The following is a 20724-nucleotide window of genomic DNA, read 5'->3' on the forward strand; positions in this document are numbered from 1 at the left end:
AAAAGATGAGCCATTTTCTCGATAGGCTGACCTTCTTCACCCGGGCCAAGAAGGAGTTCGCAGGCGGACACGGCGTGACGACGACCGAGGACCGTTCCTGGGAGGAGGGCTATCGCAAGCGCTGGCAGCACGACAAGATCGTGCGCTCGACGCACGGCGTGAACTGCACCGGCTCCTGCTCGTGGAAGGTCTACGTCAAGGGCGGCATCGTCACCTGGGAGACCCAGCAGACCGACTACCCCCGGACGCGCCCTGATCTTCCCAATCATGAGCCGCGCGGCTGCGCACGCGGCGCGAGCTACAGCTGGTACCTCTATTCCGGAAACCGGGTGAAATATCCGCTGGTGCGCTCGCGGCTGCTCAGGCTGTGGCGCGAGGCGCGAGCGCGGATGACGCCGGTCGCAGCCTGGAAGTCGATCGTCGAGAATCCGGGCAAGCGCTCGGACTATGTGCAGAAGCGCGGACTGGGCGGCTTCGTGCGGGCGAGTTGGGCCGAGGTCAATGAGCTGATCGCGGCAGCCAATGCCTATACGGTCAGAGCCCATGGTCCGGACCGCGTGTTCGGATTTTCGCCGATCCCGGCGATGTCCATGGTGAGCTACGCGGCCGGCGCGCGCTATCTGTCGCTGCTCGGCGGCGTCTGCATGTCGTTCTACGATTGGTATTGCGACCTGCCGCCGGCCTCGCCACAGACCTGGGGCGAGCAGACCGACGTACCTGAAAGCGCGGACTGGTACAATTCAGGCTTCCTGATGCTGTGGGGCTCCAACGTGCCACAGACGCGTACGCCGGATGCGCACTTCTACACGGAGGTACGCTACAAGGGGACCAAGAGCGTCGTTGTCTGCCCGGATTATTCCGAGGCTGCGAAATTCGCCGATCTCTGGCTGTCGCCGAAGCAGGGCACCGACGCGGCGCTCGCGATGGCGATGGGTCACGTGATCCTCAAGGAGTTTCACATCGACCGGCAGACGCCGTACTTCAACGACTATGTGCGCCAGTATACGGATATGCCATTTCTGGTGCGGCTGGTGAAATCCGAGGGACGGCTCGTTCCTGAGCGGTTCGTGCGCGCCTCGGATTTCGCCACATCTCTCGACGAGGCCAACAATCCCGAATGGAAGACCGTCGCCTATGATGAGATCAGCGGGGCCATTGTCGTGCCCAAGGGATCGGTCGGCTTCCGCTGGGGCGAAAAAGGCAAGTGGAGCCTGGAAGAGAAGAGCTCGGCGAACAACGACACCCGGCTGCGGCTGTCTCTGGCCGGCATCGAGGACGACATCGCACCGGTGGGATTCCCCTATTTCGGCAACCGTCAGCACGATCACTTCAGCGGCACCAATCATCCGGATGTGCTGACCCGCAACGTGCCGGTGAAGCGACTTCGTCTTGCCGATGGCGAGGCGGTCGTGGCCACTGTGTTCGATCTGTTCGCCGCCAATTATGGCGTCGATCGCGGCTTCGGCGGCGACCACCTCGGCAGGAGCTACGACGATCTGGAACCGTACACTCCGGCATGGGCCGAGGCGATCTGCGGCGTGCCGCGCGGCCAGATCATCGCGGTTGCCCGCGAGTTTGCCTCGAACGCGTCCAAGACCCGGGGGCGCTCGATGGTCATCGTCGGGGCCGGTCTGAACCACTGGTACCACATGGACATGAACTATCGCGGCATCATCAACATGCTGGTGATGTGCGGCTGTGTCGGCCAGTCCGGCGGTGGCTGGTCGCATTATGTGGGGCAGGAAAAGCTGCGGCCGCAGTCGGGCTGGACGCCGCTCGCCTTTGCGCTCGATTGGGGGCGCCCGCCGAGGCAGATGAATTCGACTTCGGCGTTCTACGCTCACACCGACCAATGGCGCTACGAGACGGTCAATGTCAGCGAGATTCTCTCACCGACCGCACCGGCCGGTTCTTGGGAGGGAGCGCTGATCGACTACAATGTCCGCGCGGAGCGCATGGGATGGCTGCCGTCCGCGCCGCAACTGCAGGCCAATCCGATCGAGGTATCGAAGCGCTCCGCCGCCGCGGGCCTGGAGCCCAAGGACTACGTCGCGAAGGCCTTGAAGTCGGGCGAGCTGAAGCTCGCCTGCGAGGATCCCGACCATCCGAAGAACTGGCCCCGCAACCTGTTCGTCTGGCGCTCCAATCTGCTCGGCGCCTCAGGCAAGGGCCACGAATACTTCCTCAAGCATCTGCTCGGCACCAAGCATGGCGTGATCGGCAAGGATCTCGGCGACCAGGGCCACAATAGACCGGTCGAGGTCGCTTGGCACGAAGAGGCCCCGGAAGGAAAGCTCGATCTGCTGGTCACGCTCGACTTCCGGATGTCGACCACGTGCATGTATTCGGACGTCGTGCTGCCGACGGCCACTTGGTACGAGAAGAACGACCTCAATACGTCCGACATGCATCCATTCATCCATCCGCTCTCGGCGGCGATCGATCCGGTGTGGGAATCGCGCAGCGATTGGGACATCTACAAGGGGATCGCCGAGGCCTTCTCCAGGGTCGCGCCCGAAGTGCTCGGGGTCGAGAAGGACGTCGTGCTGACGCCGATCATGCATGACAGTCCGGGCGAAATCGCGCAGGCGTTCGACGTCAAGGACTGGAAGCAGGGCGAGATCGATCCGATCCCCGGCAAGACCATGCCAGCAGTCACCGTGGTCGAACGTGATTATCCGAATCTCTACAAGCGCTTCACCTCGCTTGGACCGTTGATGAACAAGCTCGGCAATGGCGGCAAGGGGATGGCCTGGAACACCGACCATGAGGTCGAGCTCCTGAAGCGTCTCAACGGCGTCGTCGCCGACGACGGGCCGACCCGGGGGCTGGCTCGCATCGACAGTGCGGTCGACGCTTGCGAGGTGATCCTCAGCCTGGCGCCGGAAACCAATGGCGAGGTCGCGGTCAAGGCGTGGTCGTCCCTGGAGCAATTCACCGGCCGCGACCATGCTCATCTCGCCATTCCGAAGGAGGACGAGAAGATCCGATTCCGCGACGTCGTCGCGCAGCCGCGCAAGATCATCTCGTCGCCGATCTGGTCGGGGCTCGAGTCGGAGAAGGTCTGCTACAACGCCGGCTACACCAATGTCCACGAGCTGATCCCCTGGCGGACACTGACCGGCAGGCAGCAGCTCTATCAGGATCACCTATGGATGAGGGCCTTCGGCGAGGGCTTCTGCGTCTATCGGCCGCCGATCGATACCAAGACCGTCAAGCCGGTGATCGATCGCAAGCCGAACGGCAATGCGTCCGTCATCCTGAACTTCATTACGCCCCATCAGAAGTGGGGCATCCACTCCACCTATACCGACAATCTCCTGATGCTGACCCTGTCGCGCGGCGGTCCCATCGTGTGGATCAGCGAGATCGACGCAAAGGGTGCCGGTATCGCCGACAATGACTGGATCGAGGCCTACAACACCAATGGCGCGCTGGTTGCGCGCGCCGTGGTCTCGCAGCGGGTCAAGCAGGGCATGTGCATGATGTATCATGCTCAGGAGAAGATCGTGAACGTGCCGGGCTCCGAGCAGACGGGGCAGCGCGGCGGCATCCACAATTCGGTCACGCGTGTCGTTCCGAAGCCGACGCACATGATCGGGGGCTACGCTCAGCAGGCCTATGGCTTCAACTACTACGGCACGGTCGGCGCCAACCGCGACGAGTTCGTCATCGTCCGGAAGATGTCGAAGATTGATTGGCTGGACCAGCCGACTGCTGACCGGTCGGCCACGACCCCCTCGGAGGCTGCAGAATGAAGATCCGTGCTCAGATCGCAATGGTGCTCAATCTCGACAAGTGCATCGGCTGCCACACCTGCAGCGTGACCTGCAAGAACGTCTGGACCAGCCGCGAGGGGATGGAATACGCGTGGTTCAACAATGTCGAGACCAAACCGGGCGTTGGCTATCCCAAGGATTGGGAGAACCAGTCCCGCTGGAAGGGAGGCTGGTCGCGCAATCGCGACGGGTCGATCCAGCCGCGGATCGGCGGCAAGTGGCGGGTTCTGGCGAATATCTTCGCCAATCCCGACCTCCCCGAGATCGATGACTACTACGAGCCGTTCACCTTCGACTATCAGCACCTGCAAAGTGCGCCCGAGGCATCTGCGATGCCGACGGCACGGCCGCGCTCGCTGGTGTCTGGAGAGCGGATGGAAAAGATCGAGTGGGGACCGAACTGGGAAGAGATCCTGGGCGGCGAATTCGCCAAGCGCTCTCATGACATCAATTTCGACGGCGTGCAGAAGGAGATCTACGGCCAGTTCGAGAACACCTTCATGATGTATCTGCCGCGGCTGTGCGAGCATTGCCTCAATCCGGCATGCGTCGCATCCTGCCCGTCCGGCGCGATCTACAAGCGTGAGGAGGACGGCATCGTCCTCATCGATCAGGACAAGTGCCGCGGCTGGAGAATGTGCGTCTCCGGCTGTCCATACAAGAAGATCTATTATAACTGGTCCTCGGGAAAATCGGAGAAGTGCATCTTCTGCTATCCTCGGATCGAGGCAGGGCAGCCGACCGTGTGCTCCGAGACCTGTGTCGGGCGCATTCGCTATCTCGGTGTCGTGTTGTATGACGCGGACCGTATCGCAGAGGCCGCGGCCAAGCCCGACGAGGGCGATCTCTACCAGGCCCAGCTCGACATCTTTCTCGATCCGAGCGATCCGAACGTGCTTGCGGAAGCCGAGCGCCAGGGCATCCCTCATGCATGGCTGGAGGCGGCGATACGGTCGCCGATCTGGAAGATGGCGATGGAATGGAAGGTCGCCTTCCCCTTGCACCCGGAATATCGGACCCTGCCGATGGTCTGGTATGTGCCGCCGCTGTCGCCGATCACGTCGGCGGCCTCGTCCGGCAAGATCGGGCACGATGGCGAGATGCCCGACGTCAAATCCTTGCGCATTCCGATGCGGTACCTCGCCAATCTGCTGACTGCGGGCGACGAGAAGCCGGTGACGCTGGCGCTCGAGCGAATGCTGGCCATGCGTGCCTATATGCGGGCCAAGACCATCGACGGCGTGGTCGACGAGGCGATCGCAAGGCGCGTCGGCCTGAGCGGCCCGCAGATCGACGACATGTACCACATCATGGCGATCGCCAACTACGAGGACCGCTTCGTGATCCCGACCGCGCACCGCGAGCTCGGTGCCGACGCGTTTGATATCCGCGGCTCCTGCGGCTTCTCGTTCGGCAACGGCTGCTCCGGGGGCGAAAGCGAAGTCAACCTGTTCGGATCGCCGCGTAAGGCCAAGAACCCGATGGAGGTCGCCTGATGAAGACGTTCAAGGTGCTGTCGGCATTGCTGAACTATCCGAGCGGGGAATTGATCACGGCCATCCCGGAGCTCGCGCGGGTGCTCGACCAGGAAGGCCTCGTCCAGCCTGGCATTCGCCGGGAGCTCGATGTGCTGCTGCAGGAGATCGCCACGGGCGACGTCTACGACCTGCAGGAGCGCTACGGCTTGCTGTTCGACCGCAGCAAGACCCTGGCGCTGCATCTGTTCGAGCACGTTCATGGCGAAGGCCGCGACCGCGGCCAGGCCATGGTCGACCTGCGGGCCATGTATGACCGAGCGAACCTCGTCATCGCCGGCAACGAGCTGCCGGATTATCTGCCGCTGTTCCTCGAATTTCTCGCCACCCGGGAGATTTCGGACGCGCGCGAGTTGCTTGGCCAGACCAGCCACATCATCGCCGCGCTCGCGGAACGACTGGGGCGTCGGCAGTCGAGCTATAGGGCGGTGTTCGATGCGCTGCTCCAGATCGCCGCGGAGCAGCCCCGCGCGGAGATCGTCGATGAGCTGCTGAAGGCGGCGGACGTGGATCCGATGGACCTGCACGCGCTCGACGCGGCCTGGGAGGATGAAGAGGTCAGGTTCGGCCCGGGAGGGGGCGACCAGGCAGCCTGTGGGCACGACAATCTGATCGCAAAACTGCGCCACGCCAAACGTGCGGTCAACGCGCCGCCGTCACAGTTGCAATGAGGGATTGGCCATGCAAACACTCAATGCCATCGTCTTCGGCTGGTATCCCTATCTCTGCCTGACAGTCTTTCTGGTCGGCAGTCTGATTCGATTCGACCGCGAGCAATACACGTGGCGCTCAGGCTCGAGTCAGCTGCTTCGGCGGCGCCAATTGATCTGGGGCTCGAACCTTTTCCATGTTGGGATCCTCTTCATTTTTGCGGGTCATTTCGTCGGGCTGCTGACGCCGATCTGGGTGTTTGACATGCTCGGCGTGTCCCACGGCTTCAAGCAGATGCTCGCGATCGTCGCCGGTGGCGGCGCCGGACTGATGTGTCTGGTCGGCATTTCACTCCTCGCGCATCGCAGGCTTTTCGATCCCAGGATTCGGGCGACGTCGTCTTTTGCTGACACGGGTATCCTTCTGGTGCTGTTCGTCCAGCTGCTGCTTGGCTTGGCGACCATCCCCGTGTCGCTCGGTCATCTCGATGGTCATGAAATGGTCAAGTTCATGGCCTGGGCGCAGGGCATTCTCACGTTGCAGCCCGGAATCGCCGCCAACATCGTCGACGTCCATCCGATCTTCAAGGCGCATCTGGTCCTGGGAATGACTATCTTCCTGCTCTTCCCCTTCACCCGCCTTGTCCACATCTGGAGTGCGCCGGTGTGGTATCTCGGCCGCCGCGGCTATCAGGTGGTGCGCAGCCGCGACGGGCGCCGTCATCTTGTGCAACCAATTCAGCCCGCGGAGTAGCCGATGGACTGTTCATTGGGCGCGGCGCTTCCAAAGCCGAAGCTGGTCAGTGTGAACGGGGTCGTGATCGAACGCGACGTCATTGCCCGGGAAGTTCAGAACCATCCGTCGGACAAGCCGATCCTCGCCTGGCAAGCGGCGGCGCGCGCGCTTGCGGTGCGCGAATTGCTGAGACAGGAGGTCATGCGGCTCGGCATAACGGCCGCTCCTCTGCGCGATGCCGAAGGTCGCAGCGAAACCGAGGAAGAGGCGGCGATGCGGGCGCTGATCGCGCGTGAGGTTCTGATACACGAGCCGGACGAATCGACGTGCCGTCGCTTCTACGATCAGAACAGGCAGCGGTTCCTGGTCGGAGAACTCTACGAAGCGTCTCACATCCTGCTGATCGCGCCGAGCAGCGATTCGCTGGCTCGGTCGGCTGCGCGAGACGAGGGGCGGACGATCGTGGAGGCCGTGCAGAGAAGCCCGGAACTGTTCGAGACCATCGCGCGCGATCGCTCCGATTGCAGGGTCTCGGCGGAGAATGGTGGCAGGCTCGGGCAGCTGTCGCGTGGGCAGACGACCGCAGAGTTCGACGCCGCGCTGGTCCGGATGTCGGTTGGAGAGGTCGGTCTGATTGAGACACGCTTTGGTATCCATGTCGTGCGCCTCGACCGACGGGCCCTCGGACAAGTCCTGCCGTTCGACATGGCAAGGGCGCGCATTTCGCAATATCTCACCGAGCGTGTGCGGCATCAGGCGCTCGCGCAATATGTAGCCAAGCTGGCAGACCGCGCGGAGATCGTTGGCGTGACGTTGCCGGCGCCGCAATCGGTACTGCCGCAGTAGGGGGGCGATCATGCTGCTCGGGGATCTCATTCACGATCTCAGTGACGACGCGAAGTCGAGTGCGGTGTTGCAGGGGTGCGGCGACCTCACGCTCCTGGTGCGCATCAGCTCTGTCGCGGATCGCCTCGGCGAGGATGTCGGTGAGTATGCGTCGGCTGCTGTCCGGCGCTTTGCAAATCTCGCAGAGAACGAGGATTGGCTCGGGTTGATGAGCGCTATCGACCGCGCCGCCGACCCCGCGATCGTCTGTCTGACGTCCATGATCAATTGGTCGCTGCAGAGGGATGAAATCGAGCTCTCCTAGAACGGATCCACCGCAGGCTATCCGTGCTGGAGGGGCGGGTCAAAAATGTCGAAGCGTCAAATTGATGTTGGGATTCGCATGCACGATGAGATGGTAGAGAAAGTCGGCGTTGCGGCCGCGCCGGATCGTGTCCCCAAGCGTGGTGTAGCTGGCGGCCCACCGCGTTCGCCGGCTGGAGCCGGGCCTGTCAGCTGGCGATAGCCGTGAGGCTGACGTTCGGATCATCGCTCAATGGCGCGATGGTTTCCAGCGTCATGTAGCGGGCGCGTTGGACCGCCCATTCATCGTTCTGTTCGAGCAGGACAGCTCCGATGAGGCGGACGATAGCGTCCTCATTGGGGAAGATGCCGACCACCTCGGTGCGCCGTTTGATCTCGCCGTTGAGGCGTTCGATCGGATTGGTGGAGTGCAACTTGGTCCGATGCTGCGGCGGGAACGTCATGTAGGCAAGCACGTCGGTCTCGGCCTCGTCGAGGAAGCCGGCAAGCTTGGGCAGCTTGGGACGGAGCTGATCGGCGACCTTGCGCCATTGGGTGCGAGCGGCCTCGGCATCGTCCTGGGCAAAGGCCGTGGCGATGAAGGCGGAGACCACGCGCCGTCCGCTCTTGCCGGCATGAGCCAGCACGTTCCGCATGAAGTGGACGCGGCAGCGTTGCCAGCTGGCGTTGAGCACCTTGGTCACGGTGGCCTTGATGCCCTCGTGGGCGTCGGACACCACCAGCTTGACGCCGCGCAAGCCGCGGCGGGCCAGCTTGCGCAGGAAGGCGGTCCAGAACGTCTCGGCCTCGGACGGCCCGATGTCCATGCCGAGAACCTCGCGCCGGCCGTCGCTGTTGACGCCGACTGCAACGATCACCGCGACGGAGACGATGCGCCCCTGCTGGCGCACCTTCACATAGGTGGCGTCGATCCAAAGATAGGGCCAGTCACCCTCGATTGGACGGCCGAGGAAGGCCTTCACTTTGTCGTCGATCTCGCCGCACAACCGACTGACCTGGCTCTTGGAGATGCCGGTCATGCCCATCGCCTGCACCAGATCGTCGACCGAACGGGTCGAGACGCCCTGAACGTAAGCCTCCTGAACCACGGCGGTGAGCGCCTTCTCGGCCATGCGCCGCGGCTCCAGGAAGCCGGGGAAATAGGAGCCCTTGCGCAGCTTTGGGATGCGCAGCTCCACCGCACCGGCGCGGGTCTCCCAGATCCGGTCGCGGTAGCCATTGCGCTGGGCCAGACGTTCGGGGCTCTTCTCGCCATAGGCAGCCCCGGTCTGGCTCTCGACCTCCAGCTCCATCAGGCGCTGGGCCGCAAAGCCGATCATCTCGCGCAGCAGATCGGCGTCCGGGGTCTTCTCTACCAGCGTGCGCAGGTTCATCATGTCTTCGGTCATCGGTGGTTCCTCGGTTGCGTTGGCGTGTCGCAACCCGATCCTACCGGAGAACTGCCGGTGACCACCGCAAAGCCGCCCGCCCGCTACGGCGCTATTTGGGAGCGCGCGTCCGGGCGGCTTTGCTCCACCGAGCTACACCACCTCCGGGGACACGACCCCGCGCCGCTGGTGGCGCTCGTATACGACGACGGGAAATATCCCTACGAGACGTTCGATCACCTCGTGGATCACTCGCGTCGAGCGCGATTGAAGGTCGCCGGCGCACTGCAGCGAAGGCTGTTCCTCGACGAAAATCGCAGGTGCGACGTCCTGCTCGAGGAGATCGACACGGCAAATCAAACCCCGATCTTCGAGGATCGTGGATCGGGAGCGAGAGGTTGCCGGCTGGATGAATCGGCGCTTGCAGAGGTGACAGTTCGGGTCCTCGCCAGCCTGGATGCGCGTCCAAACATCCTGGTGTTGAACAAATTTGGTAAGGCAGAGTGCGGGGGAGGCGGAACGCTTGATCTGATCGCCCGCGCGTTGGACCTTGCGATACCGACGATTGTCGGCGTGCCGCGCAGCAATATCGATGCCTGGAGAGGTTTCGCCGGAGATATGGGGGTTGAGCTCGAAGCCCGCGGAGACGTGGAGCGGTGGCTGGAAAGTGTTCGGCAGGATCGAACCATAGACTCAGCGAGCCAGCTGCGCTGATTGCGATTGCGAGCAATCGAGGGGTCGGGGACACAGAACTGCCAAGCCAGACCGTCGAAGATGTCTGCCGGCTGACATGGATGTTCCTCGACGAGACAGGAAACCCGCCGGTCGATCTGGAGTGGTCATCACGACGCTGATGACACGGAATGTTGCGCTCCGACAAAGAATGGCCGGTCGCGCCGGTTTAGCATCTTTCCGATCGCCGGGGATTGTATGGCGCAAGCTCATTGTTCGCGCCCCCTTGGCTGCGTTCCTCCGGGCGCCACGGCAACTGCCGAATGGCGCATCGTCGTGGCGAGTGCTGCGTCCGCGATCAACAACTGGAGCCGCTCATGATTGGGGCGAAGATCTCGCGCTGGACGATGAGCTATTTCGCGGCAGCGCTGGGGTGGCTGCTCGTTGCCTTGGCAATGCTGGTCGGCGGACTCGGTTACCCCGCCGCAGAGCTCGGCGCTCCCGATACGCTTGTCGTTGTGCATGCGGTCTGTATCGGTTGGCTCAGTCTCTCGGTATGCGGCGCCTTGTTCCAGTTCGTTCCCGTTCTCGTCGCAAGGCCGCTCCCCTTCGACAAATGGGCCTTGCCGGCCTTGTTCCTCATCAACGTCGGTCTGGTCTGCTTGATATTGGGCTTCCTCTCACTGGCCGGACGAATTGCTCCAGCCGTTTGGCTTCTGCCGGCCGGCAGCGTGGTGCTCGGCGCGGGTCTGGCGATGGTCGCGCTCGATCTGGGCCTGACTCTCGTCAGCCAGCCGAAGGGATCTGCTCTCTTTGTCATCGCCGGACTTGGCGCGTTATGCGCAACTGTCGCGCTCGGCGTCGCGTTCGCGTTTGCTCTCGCCGGATCGGCGGGCGCCTACGGCGACGCGCTCCTGGCCGCGGCGATTCCGATCCATGCGATTGCCGGGCTGGGAGGCTGGCTGACCCTGACCGCCATGGGGGTGAGCTATCGCCTGCTGGCCATGTTCATGCTCTCGGCGGACCTCGGCGAGCGACAGAGCACATCCGCGCTGAAATTTGGTGCGCTCGCGCTATCGGTCGCTGTCGTGGGCGGATTGTTCGCGATCGGCCTCGAGGCCGGGCTCGGAGCCGTGCTCATCGTCGCCGCCGTTCTTGGGGTGATCTCGCTTGCGCTCTATGGACGGGACATCGCGACGATCTATCGCTCGCGCAAACGGCGCCAGCTCGAGTTGAACATGCGGATGGCAACCGTGTCTTTCGCCAACCTGGCGGCGACGGTGACGCTCGGCACCGTCATCATCGTCAGCGGAAAGGTCGGCGTTCATGTCGGCGCGTTCGCGTTCTTGGCCGTGTTCGGCTGGCTGTCTGGTCTCATATTCGCGAAGCTCTACAAGATTGTCGCCTTTCTGACCTGGCTCGAAACCTACGGTCCCGTGATGGGGCGCGCCCCGACGCCACGGGTTCAGGACCTGGCGGTGGAACGTCGGTCCGAGAAGTGGTTCATCATCTATTTTCTAGGCGTCTGGGCGGCGACCATCATGTTGATGATGGGCGAGGGCCAGGCGTTTCGCGGCGCCGCGGCGGTCATGGCCGTGGGCAGTATTGGAATCATACACGAGCTTGTGCGAGTCCGACGTCTTTCCGATGTTGCGGGCTCCCGTAGGCTTCCGGCCGGAGCCATCGCGCCAAGCCTGTTGTTCGCCAGAAACTAGGAGGAGAGCCATGACCGCGTACATTGACGTCGACGTCCGACCGATTCTCAGGGCCGGAGGCGAACCGTTCTCCATCATCATGGACGCGGTCGACCGGCTGGCGCCAGGCCAGGGTGTGCGGCTGATCGCGAGCTTCAGGCCGGTTCCGCTGCTCTCCGTCATGGCAAGAAAGGGCTTCGCCCACACCGATCGACCGCTCGACGGTGGCGACTGGGAAGTGCTGTTTTCGCCGCTGGCTGCCGAGGACGCCGGTCAGGAAGACGCTGGTGCCGGCCTCGCATTCGAGCAATGGCCAGATCCCGTAGTCACGCTCGACAACCGAGAGCTCGACCCACCCGAGCCGATGGTGCGTATCCTCGCGGCAGCGGAGGAGTTGGGCCCAGGAGAGACCTTGTCGGCACTTCTGGGCCGTGAGCCGGTCTTCCTGTTCCCTGAACTTGAGAAGCGCGGCTTTCGCTGGCTCGGCGGGTTTACGGCGGATGGATCGACCTACGAACTGTCGGTGAGGGCTCCGCTATGAGCCGCGATGTCATCGACCGCATCCGCGACGCAATGCGCGTGGTCATCGATCCGGAACTGGGGGAAAACGTGGTCGATCTCGGCTTCATCTATGAGATCGCGGCGACGGATGGCGTCGTGCATGTCACGATGACGGCCACAACGCCCGGGTGCCCCGCAACAGGTTTTCTCAAGGAAGGGGTCGCAAGCAGCATTGCGGAGATTGCGGGCGTCGAAGCCGTGGACGTGACCATGACATTCGATCCGCCGTGGACCCCATCCAGAATTGATCCGGCCGTTCGTGCTGCGCTGGGTTTCGACAACGTCAATTGACCGAACGAAAGCGAAAAGCTGGCAGCGGCTCGGCCAGGAACAGTCTAGGTGCGCGGCAGCACGGAGAGGCGGCGTCGTTACGCCCGCTCGTCGAAGAACACGTCAACCGCCGTGGACGCCTTCGGCCCATCGCCCGAGTGCGTCTATCGTGTTCCGTCTTCAAATCCTATTGCCTGTCTTGCTTCCCTATCTCAACAAGGTTGCCTGCTTCGGTCGTCCGGTCCGGAAGCCACTCCCGCGCGTTGGCGTGGAGCCCGGGGACGCCGAGCAGGTTGATCGCGCGACAGGCGATCTGCTCGATGACGTCATCGAGCGACTGGGGCTTCAGGTAGAACGCCGGCATTGGCGGCGCGATGATCGCGCCGATCTCGGTGGCCTGCGTCATCGCTCGGAGATGACCGAGATGCAGCGGGCTCTCCCGCACCAACAGTATCAGCCGGCGGCGCTCCTTGAGTTGAACGTCGGCGGCGCGGACCAGCAGGTTGTCGAGCTGGCCCCAGGCGATCGCCGAGAGGGTGCGGATCGAGCAGGGCGCCACGATCATGCCGGCTGCAGAAAACGAGCCGCTGGCGATGCTCGCACCGATGTCGGCGACATCATGAGCATGCGCCGCGAGATCGCGCAGCCGCGCGAGGCCACCCTGGCCGACCTCCTCGTGCAAGGTGCGCACGGCAGCGTCGGACACCACGAGATGGACCGCGCATTGCGGCTGCTCCGCGAGCCGTTCGACGATGCGCGCACCGATCGCGGCGCCCGAGGCGCCGCTGATGCCGACGATGACGTGATGCCGCCCGTTCATGTCGAGGCCGTTCGGTCGGCTATGGAGTCGCCGAGGCCGAGGCTCGGCCACATCGCGTCGATGCGCGCGGCTACAGCAGGGTCCATCGCCAGCACCTCGCCCCAGGGGCGTTCGGTCTCGACCCCGAGCTTGGTCGTGGCGTCGATGCCGAGCTTCCCGCCGAGGCCGGATTTTGGCGAGGCGAAGTCGAGATAGTCGATCGGCGTGTTGGCAAGCGGCACGAGGTCGCGCGAGGAGTCGCTGCGCGTCGCGACGGCCCACATCACCGCGCGCCAGTCTCGGACGTCGATGTCTTGGTCGACCACGATGAGGAGCTTGGTGTAGCTGAACTGCGGCAGCATCGACCACAGGCCGAGCATGATGCGCCTTGCCTGGCCCGGATAGCGCTTTTTGATCGCCACCACGGCGATCCTGTAGGAACAGGCCTCCGGCGGCAGATAGCAGTCGACGACCTCCGGGAATTGTCGTCGGATCAAGGGGACGAACAGCGTGTTCAGCGCCTCGCCAATTCGAGACGGCTCGTCCGGCGCGCGTCCCGTGAACGTCGACAGATAGAGCGGACTTCGACGCGTGGTGATCGCGGTGACCTGAAGCACCGGAAAGCTCTCGACGGCGTTGTAGTAGCCGGTGTGATCGCCGTAGGGCCCCTCCGGGGCGGTCTCCGTGGCCGACACGATGCCCTCGATCACGATCTCGGCGGCCGCCGGCACCGTCAGGGGCACGGTCAGGCATTCGACCAGCTCGGGACGGTCGCCGCGCAGGATGCCAGCGAAGCGCAGCTCGGAGATGGTCTCGGGCAATGGCAACACCGCGCTGAGGATGGTGGCGGGATCGGCCCCGATCACGATCGCAATCGGCATGTCGCGCCCCTGCGCCTGCCACTGCTGGTGGTGGCGGGCGCCGCCGCGATGGGCGAGCCAGCGCATGATGGCGCGATCGCGGCCGAGCACCTGCATGCGGTAGACGCCGACATTTTCCTGCTCGCCGGCGGACGCGTCCGGCGGCACGGTGATGACGAGCGGCCACGTCAACAGGGGCGCCGGCTCGTCCGGCCAGCAGATCTGGGCCGGCAAGGTGGTCAGGTCGATGTCATCGCCCATCGTGACACGTTCATGCACCGGCGCGGCTGATCGCAGCCTCGGCCGGGTCGACAGTGCTGCGCGTGCCAGCGGCAGCTTCTGCAGCGCTTCCCTGATGTCGCGCGGCGGCTGCGGGGCGCGCAACTCCGCCATCATCTCGCCGAGCTCCGCCAATCGTTCCGGCTGCACGCCCATGCCCCAGGCCACCCGCTCCACGGTGCCGAAAAGATTGGTGACGAGCGGCATTGCCGAGAGCGATCCGCATGCCTTGATCGGCCGTTCGAACAGCAGCACGGGCCCTTCGGCGGAGATGACGCGGCGATGGATCTCGGTGATCTCGTGGACGACCGAGACGTTGTCGCGAATGCGTCGCAGCTGTCCCCGCTCGTCGAGAAAGCGCAGGAAATCCGACAGCTCGCGGAAGCGAGGGACATCACGTCGCAACGATAGGCTCCGTTCAAAAAACGCCTCGTAGCTGGAACAATCAGTGTGATCTTTGTTCCGGGTCAAATACTTCCGCCGCCGATCCGGCCAGAGCTTGTGCCATGAGCTCTCTTCAGGACGCGTCTTCGACCTCACTGCCCCTGTTGCCGCCACTGCTCAGGCAGGTGCTGCGTCCGTTGCCGTTGCTGCCCCTGCAGATCGCGCTCGGCGCTTTCCTGCGTGGGCTCTTGCGCCGGCATCCGCATCTGCTCGACCGGCTCGGGTCGCATCGCGGAAAGCGCTTTGGCATCAAGCCGACCGATCTGCCGTTCGCATTCGTGATTCAGGCGGGTCCACAGCAGCCGCAACTCGCGGCGGTGCGCGAGCTGCCCACCGGCCTCGATGCCTCCATCTCTGCGTCGATCGTGAGCCTGCTGGCGCTGGTCGAGGGCCGGCTCGATGGCGATGCGCTGATGTTTTCGCGTCAGCTCGTGATCGAAGGCGATATCGAGGCGGTGCTGGCGCTGCGCAACGCGATCGATGATGCCGGTCTGGATCTGGTCGGCGAGATCGCGGCGCTTTCGGGGCCGTTCGGCGTGCCCGCGCAACGCCTGCTGGCGGCCGCGCGTGACTCGCTGCTGAGATCAACGACGAACGAAAGCGGGATGCGACGATGGAGCTGATCTGTCCGGCAGGGACGCCGGCGGCGCTGAAGAGCGCGGTCGAAGCCGGTGCCGATGCCGTCTATTGCGGCTTCGCCGACGAGACCAATGCCCGCAACTTTCCCGGGCTGAATTTCAGCCGCGAGCAGATGCGCGAAGGAGTAACGTTCGCGCATCGGCGCGGCGCCAAGGTGCTGGTTGCGATCAACACCTTCCCGCGCGCCGGCGCCGTCGAGCTGTGGCGTCGCGCGGTCGACGATGCCGTCGAGGCCGGGGCCGACGCGCTGATCCTTGCCGATGTCGGGCTGATGCACTATGCCGCGCGGCGCCATCCCGAACAGCGACTGCATGTCTCGGTGCAGGCGGCGGCGGCGAATGTCGACGCGATCGCGTTCTATGTCGAGAATTTCGGCGCCCGCCGCGTGGTGCTGCCGCGCGTGCTGAGCGTACCCGAGATCGCCGAGATCACCCGTGAGACGGCATGCGAGACCGAAGTGTTCGTGTTTGGCGGACTATGCGTTATGGCCGAGGGGCGCTGCTCGCTGTCCTCCTACGCCACCGGCAAGTCGCCGAACATGCAGGGGGTATGCTCGCCGGCCAGTCATGTCGTCTATCAGGAGACGATACTGGGCACGACCTCGCGGCTTGGTGCTTTCACAATCAACCGATTCGGACGCAACGAACCTGCCGGCTATCCAACGCTGTGCAAGGGGCGTTTCTCGACCGCACAGGGCTCTGGCTACATCTTTGAGGATCCGGTCAGCCTCGATGCCACGACCCTGCTCGCAGGCTTGCGCGAAGCCGGCGTCACCGCGCTCAAGATCGAGGGCCGCCAGCGCGGCCGCGCCTATGTCGACGGGGTCGTGCGGCATTTCCGCAGCGTGCTGGCAGCGCTCGATGCCGGCCGGTCCGCCGACGCGTCCGACCTCACGCCGTTCACTGAAGGGCAGGCCACCACGCAGGGCGCCTACCGCAAGACCTGGCGCTAGGACCACATGACAATGGCGGAACAAGGCGCAGGCCGAATGCAGCTCACTCTGGGGCCCGTGCTCTACAATTGGCAGCCCGAGCGCTGGCGTGATTTTTACTTTCGCATGGCCGACGAGGCCCCGCTCGACCGCGTCGTGGTCGGCGAGGTCGTCTGCTCGAAGCGCGCGCCGTTCTTCGAACCCCATTTGCCTGAAGTCATCGAGCGGCTTATGGCTGCCGGCAAGCAGGTGCTGCTGGGTTCGCTGGTCCTGGTGTCGTTGCGACGCGAGCGCCGGCAGACGGCAAGCCTCGCCGAGTATGGCCACGGTCTGGTGGAGGTCAACGACCTCACCTGCCTCAAATCGATCGCCGGTCGGCCGCATGCCATCGGGCCATTCGTCAACATCTACAACGAGGCCAGCGCCGCGTTTCATGCCGCCCAGGGCGCTTCCCGGATCTGCCTCCCGCCGGAGCTGCCGCTGTCCTCGGTTGCCGCGATCGCCGGCGCCGTGCCGCAGGTGGCGATCGAAGTGTTCGCCTTCGGCCGTGTGCCGCTCGCGATCTCCGCGCGCTGCTATCACGCCCGCCTGCACAAGCTCGCCAAGGACAATTGCCGCTTCGTGTGCGAGCAGGATCCGGACGGCCTCGTCGTGACGACGCTGGACAATGAAGCGTTCCTCACCATGAATGGCGTGCAGACGTTGTCGCATGGTTGCTGCAATCTGCTCGGCGATCTCGATCGTCTGACGCAGAGCGGCGTGAGATCGCTGCGGCTGTCACCTCAGGCCTGCGACATGGTCGCGGTGTCCGAGCAATTTCAGGCGGTCCTGGCGGGCCGCGTGGAAGCTGGGGCCGCCAGGGACCGCTTGCGCGAGATCTATCCGGACGTTCCATTCGCCAACGGCTTCTTGCACGGCGCCCCCGGTGCCTCCTACGTCTCGGGGTAGGTACTGCCGTGTCCTTCTGTCGAGGTGAACTCGGATATGCTCAGTGTGCATGTCGACCCATCTCAAATTGACTGACCACGGATGGACGACGTTGAGAGACGGCGCGCAGCCGTTCTTGCCGGCGTGCTGCAGATTGCTGACCGCGCCAAGGCGGAAGCCCAGGAAGCCGGTGGGCTACCCGCCGATAAGAAAACAGGGCTTCCGAAATAGTGGGTCTAGCGATGTCGCGGACCCCTGCTATCAATGTTCCCCGCGTTCCCTTTTTGCTGGGCTCGACATGTCTGTCCGCTGATCGGCGGGTTGAGATGGTGAGACCGTGTCCGTTTCCACGGGTCCGGGTTGCTTCTGATGGCTGTCGCGCGTCGCCCTGGAATGGCGGCGAGGCGCCGACAAAAAAACGGCGGCCGGGGGGCCGCCGTTGGAGTCGAGACCACGCGACGCTAATCGTGGTGCTCAGGAGGTTCGGAGCTGGACGCGCTGGATCTTGCCGACGATCAGCAAGTAGGCACACGCCGCGACCAGGGCGTTGAGGCCGACGAACACCAGCGCGCCGTTGAAGGAGCCGGTGGCCGACAGGATGTAGCCGATCACGATCGGCGTCGTGATGCTGGAGAGGTTGCCGAAGGTGTTGAACAGGCCGCCGGAGACGCCGCCGGCTTCCTTCGGCGAGGTGTCGGAGACGACCGCCCAGCCGAGCGCGCCGATGCCCTTGCCGAAGAACGCCAGCGCCATCAGGCCGACCACCAGCGCCTGGCCGTCGACATAGTTGCAGCCGATGATCGCCATCGACAGCAGCATGCCGCCGACAATCGGGATCTTGCGGGCGAGTGTCAGCGATCCCGTCTTGCGCAGGATGGCGTCGGAGATGAAACCGCCGAGCACGCCGCCGATGAAGCCGCACAGCGCCGGCAGGGTGGCGACGAAGCCGGCCTGCAGGATCGAGAGGCCGCGCTCCTTGACGAGATAGACCGGGAACCAGGTCAGGAAGAAATAGGTCAGCGTGTTGATGCAGTACTGGCCGATATAGACGCCGAGCATCATGCGGTTCGACAGCAACTGCCCGATATGCGACCAGGTCGGACCACCGGAGCTGGCCTTGGCGTCTTTCGCGCCTTCCATGTCGACCAGCGCGCCGCCGTCCTTGATGTAGTCGAGCTCGGCCTGGTTGACGCTCGCGTGCTCCTTCGGTCCGTACATGGTCCTGATCCACATTAGGCCCATGAGAATGCCGAGCGCGCCCATCACGGTGAAGACGTGGCGCCAGCCGAATTCATGCGCGATCCAGCCCATCAGCGGTGCGAAGATCACTGTCGCGAAATACTGGCCCGAGTTGAAGAACGCCGACGCCGTGCCGCGCTCGTTGCTCGGAAACCAGGCGGCGACGATGCGGGCATTGGCCGGGAAGCTCGGCGCTTCGGCGAGACCGACCAGGAAGCGCAGCGCGAACAGCGCGGTGACCGCGGCGGCGCCGGAGAAGAAGCCGATCCAGCCCTGCATCATGGTGAAGATCGACCAGATCACGATGCTGCAGGCATAGACCCAGCGCGAACCGAAGCGGTCGAGCAGCCAGCCGCCCGGCACCTGCGCGAGCACATAGGACCAGCCGAAGGCGGAGAACACATAGCCCATCGCGACGGGATCGAGATGCAGCTCCTTGGACAGCGAAGGTCCTGCGATCGACAAGGTCGCCCGGTCGGCGTAGTTCACGGTCGTGACCAGGAACAGCATGGTCACGATGAATAGCCGCACGCGCGATCGGCGCAATTCGGCCGTGGTTACGATTGCGCTCATGCGCTCCACCTCTCTTGTCACGTTCCTCGATGACTGTCCTAGAGGAGAGGGAGGGCCGGGGTCCAAACCGAAGCCTGTATCGATCGATCCAAATTTTGGATCAATCCCGGGGTCTCCATGCCGGACAAAGGCGCTCTTTCCTGAGCAGCCGCGGCGTGCGACGCATGAGCCGATCAGGCTTGCACGTCGAGGTTTTGCAGATTTCGTCGCGCATTCCGACGGCCGTCGCGGCAATCGCCAGCATGCGGATCTCTCCTCACGTCCACCGCGCTTCGCGCCAGATCGCCCGGATCCCGGCGAACCCGCTGCCGGCAAGATGCGAGGCGCAGCGTTCCGTTCCGCCGGTTGGAAGCTGCGGGCACGGACCAACGGACGTGCGAACCATCTGTGCTTGTATCGGCTGCGACTGCGTGCACAATCGTCGGTGCAAGCGAACAGGAGCCACTGCGCGTGAAGGCCGTCTACACCGAGCTGCATCGCAGCCATGATCCGCAATTCTATCTGGTGCGCGGCGTCGTCAAGCGCACCACCGAGCAGCCCGAGCGGGCGGATCGTCTGCTTGCGGGATTGAAGGCCGGCCATCACGAGGTGGTCGCGCCGCTTCATTTCGGCCAGGAAGCTCGCGCGCGCGTGCACAGTCCGGAATACCTCAGTTTCCTGGAAGAGGCTTGGGACGCTTGGGCCGCGCTCGGCGATGCCGGTGCGGAGATGATCCCGAACATCCATCCCGTTCGCAATGCCGCCACCTATCCGACGCACATCGTCGGGCGGCTGGGCTGGCACACGACCGATACCTCGGCGCCGATCGGGCCGGGGACGTGGGAAGGCGCCTGCGCCGCGACCGACGTGGCTGCGACCGCGGCGCAACTGCTGCTCGATGGCGAGGATGCGGTGTACGCGCTGTGCCGGCCGCCGGGCCACCATGCCTATCGAGACATGGCCTCGGGCTTCTGCTTCTTGAACAACTCCGCCATCGCGGCCGCGCATCTGCGTCAGCGCTACGAGCGCGTCGCCATCCTCGACGTCGACGTCCATCACGGCAACGGCACGCAGGGCATCTTCTACGAGCGGCCCGACGTGCTCACCATCTCGATCCACGCCGACCCCACGCATTACTACCCGTTCGTCTGGGGCTATGCGCATGAGCGCGGCGCAGGCGCGGGGCTTGGCGCCAACCTCAACATTCCGCTGCCGCTGAAGAGCGGCGACGACACCTATCTCAAGGCGTTCGAGACCGCGGCCAAGACGATTCATGCGTTCGCGCCCGGCGCGCTCGTGGTGGCGCTCGGTCTCGATGCCTCCGAGCACGATCCGCTCAAGGGGCTCTCCGTGACGACGCCGGGTTTCCGTCGCATCGGCGGCGCGATCGCGCGGCTCGGCCTTCCCACGGTGTTCGTGCAGGAGGGCGGCTATCTCTCGGACATTCTTGGGCAGAACCTGACCGCAGTGCTCGGAGGTTTCGAGGCCGCGCGGTAGGCCATCATCTCTTCCTCGCGATCTCTTCTTGGTGTGTACCCCAGAACGCCCTCGCAAATCATTCGCATGGCGGCATCTGACGTGTGGAGGCGAGCCGCGACGCGACCACTCGAGGCTCGACGGTGCAGGCGACCGTCGAAACAT

The 20724-nt window shown here is 64.2% G+C and carries 18 protein-coding genes; 14 read left to right on the top strand and 4 right to left on the bottom strand.

Annotated elements, in window-relative coordinates; genetic code table 11:
* Window positions 1-5: 5 nt before the first annotated feature.
* From QW887_RS06315 to QW887_RS06340, 6 genes are read left to right on the top strand one after another with little or no spacing between them, the layout of a single operon-like run.
* Window positions 6-3758 carry a nitrate reductase subunit alpha gene (locus QW887_RS06315; RefSeq protein WP_316194269.1) on the top strand — a complete coding sequence of 1251 codons (3753 nt, stop codon included), beginning with the start codon at window positions 6-8 and terminating at the stop codon, window positions 3756-3758.
* A complete protein-coding gene (gene narH, locus QW887_RS06320; protein ID WP_315714234.1) occupies window positions 3755-5275 on the top strand; it encodes a nitrate reductase subunit beta in 1521 nt (506 codons plus the stop codon). Before QW887_RS06315 ends, narH begins: the two co-directional genes overlap by 4 nt.
* Window positions 5275-5985 carry a nitrate reductase molybdenum cofactor assembly chaperone gene (gene narJ / locus QW887_RS06325; protein ID WP_315714235.1) on the top strand — a complete coding sequence of 237 codons (711 nt, stop codon included), beginning with the start codon at window positions 5275-5277 and terminating at the stop codon, window positions 5983-5985. Before narH ends, narJ begins: the two co-directional genes overlap by 1 nt.
* 10 nt (window positions 5986-5995) lie before the next feature.
* Entirely contained in the window at window positions 5996-6718 is a 723-nt protein-coding gene (gene narI, locus QW887_RS06330) for a respiratory nitrate reductase subunit gamma (protein WP_315714236.1), read from the top strand.
* A gap of 3 nt (window positions 6719-6721) precedes the next feature.
* Window positions 6722-7546 carry a peptidylprolyl isomerase gene (locus tag QW887_RS06335; protein WP_315714237.1) on the top strand — a complete coding sequence of 275 codons (825 nt, stop codon included), beginning with the start codon at window positions 6722-6724 and terminating at the stop codon, window positions 7544-7546.
* Between the two features lie 10 nt (window positions 7547-7556).
* Window positions 7557-7850, top strand: a complete 294-nt coding sequence (locus tag QW887_RS06340) for a hypothetical protein (RefSeq protein ID WP_315714238.1) — start codon at window positions 7557-7559, stop codon at window positions 7848-7850.
* Between the two features lie 187 nt (window positions 7851-8037).
* Here the strand turns inward: QW887_RS06340 and QW887_RS06345 are convergent, their stop codons facing one another.
* Window positions 8038-9237, bottom strand: coding sequence for an IS256 family transposase (locus QW887_RS06345; protein ID WP_315714240.1), 1200 nt, complete (start codon window positions 9235-9237; stop codon window positions 8038-8040).
* A 57-nt stretch (window positions 9238-9294) separates the two neighbouring features.
* On the opposite strand from QW887_RS06345, the gene QW887_RS06350 reads away from it, so the two are divergent.
* From QW887_RS06350 to QW887_RS06365, 4 genes are all read left to right on the top strand, one after another.
* Complete coding sequence (locus QW887_RS06350; protein ID WP_316194271.1) at window positions 9295-9930, top strand: DUF2478 domain-containing protein; 636 nt, start codon at window positions 9295-9297, stop codon at window positions 9928-9930.
* Window positions 9931-10265: 335 nt separating this feature from the next.
* Window positions 10266-11603 (top strand): hypothetical protein, encoded by a 1338-nt coding sequence (locus QW887_RS06355; protein WP_316174905.1) that lies wholly within the window; start codon window positions 10266-10268, stop codon window positions 11601-11603.
* Window positions 11604-11613: 10 nt separating this feature from the next.
* Window positions 11614-12123 carry a DUF2249 domain-containing protein gene (locus tag QW887_RS06360; protein WP_315750146.1) on the top strand — a complete coding sequence of 170 codons (510 nt, stop codon included), beginning with the start codon at window positions 11614-11616 and terminating at the stop codon, window positions 12121-12123.
* Complete coding sequence (locus QW887_RS06365; protein WP_316194272.1) at window positions 12120-12434, top strand: metal-sulfur cluster assembly factor; 315 nt, start codon at window positions 12120-12122, stop codon at window positions 12432-12434. Before QW887_RS06360 ends, QW887_RS06365 begins: the two co-directional genes overlap by 4 nt.
* Before the next feature lie 166 nt (window positions 12435-12600).
* On the opposite strand, the gene QW887_RS06370 is transcribed toward QW887_RS06365, so the two are convergent.
* Window positions 12601-13233: a UbiX family flavin prenyltransferase gene (locus tag QW887_RS06370; RefSeq protein WP_316194273.1), complete on the bottom strand. Its 633-nt coding sequence runs from the start codon at window positions 13231-13233 to the stop codon at window positions 12601-12603.
* Window positions 13230-14756, bottom strand: coding sequence for a UbiD family decarboxylase (locus tag QW887_RS06375; protein ID WP_316194274.1), 1527 nt, complete (start codon window positions 14754-14756; stop codon window positions 13230-13232). The genes QW887_RS06370 and QW887_RS06375 overlap by 4 nt, the downstream gene beginning before the upstream one ends.
* Before the next feature lie 101 nt (window positions 14757-14857).
* Between QW887_RS06375 and QW887_RS06380 the strand changes: the two genes are divergently transcribed.
* The 3 genes from QW887_RS06380 to QW887_RS06390 are packed head-to-tail and all read left to right on the top strand — an operon-like array spanning window position 14858 to window position 17313.
* Window positions 14858-15418: an SCP2 domain-containing protein gene (locus tag QW887_RS06380; protein ID WP_315750150.1), complete on the top strand. Its 561-nt coding sequence runs from the start codon at window positions 14858-14860 to the stop codon at window positions 15416-15418.
* On the top strand, window positions 15409-16386 hold the full coding sequence (locus QW887_RS06385) for a peptidase U32 family protein (protein WP_316172558.1): 978 nt from the start codon (window positions 15409-15411) through the stop codon (window positions 16384-16386). The genes QW887_RS06380 and QW887_RS06385 overlap by 10 nt, the downstream gene beginning before the upstream one ends.
* Window positions 16387-16422: 36 nt before the next feature.
* Complete coding sequence (locus tag QW887_RS06390) at window positions 16423-17313, top strand: U32 family peptidase (protein ID WP_316169255.1); 891 nt, start codon at window positions 16423-16425, stop codon at window positions 17311-17313.
* Window positions 17314-17766: 453 nt separating this feature from the next.
* On the opposite strand, the gene QW887_RS06395 is transcribed toward QW887_RS06390, so the two are convergent.
* Window positions 17767-19104, bottom strand: coding sequence for an MFS transporter (locus QW887_RS06395; protein ID WP_315714254.1), 1338 nt, complete (start codon window positions 19102-19104; stop codon window positions 17767-17769).
* Between the two features lie 450 nt (window positions 19105-19554).
* On the opposite strand from QW887_RS06395, the gene QW887_RS06400 reads away from it, so the two are divergent.
* Window positions 19555-20580 (top strand): histone deacetylase family protein, encoded by a 1026-nt coding sequence (locus QW887_RS06400; protein ID WP_315714255.1) that lies wholly within the window; start codon window positions 19555-19557, stop codon window positions 20578-20580.
* Window positions 20581-20724: the final 144 nt, after the last annotated feature.

This window comes from Bradyrhizobium sp. SZCCHNRI3052, assembly GCF_032484895.1.
In the GTDB taxonomy this organism is placed as follows: Bacteria; Pseudomonadota; Alphaproteobacteria; order Rhizobiales; family Xanthobacteraceae; genus Bradyrhizobium.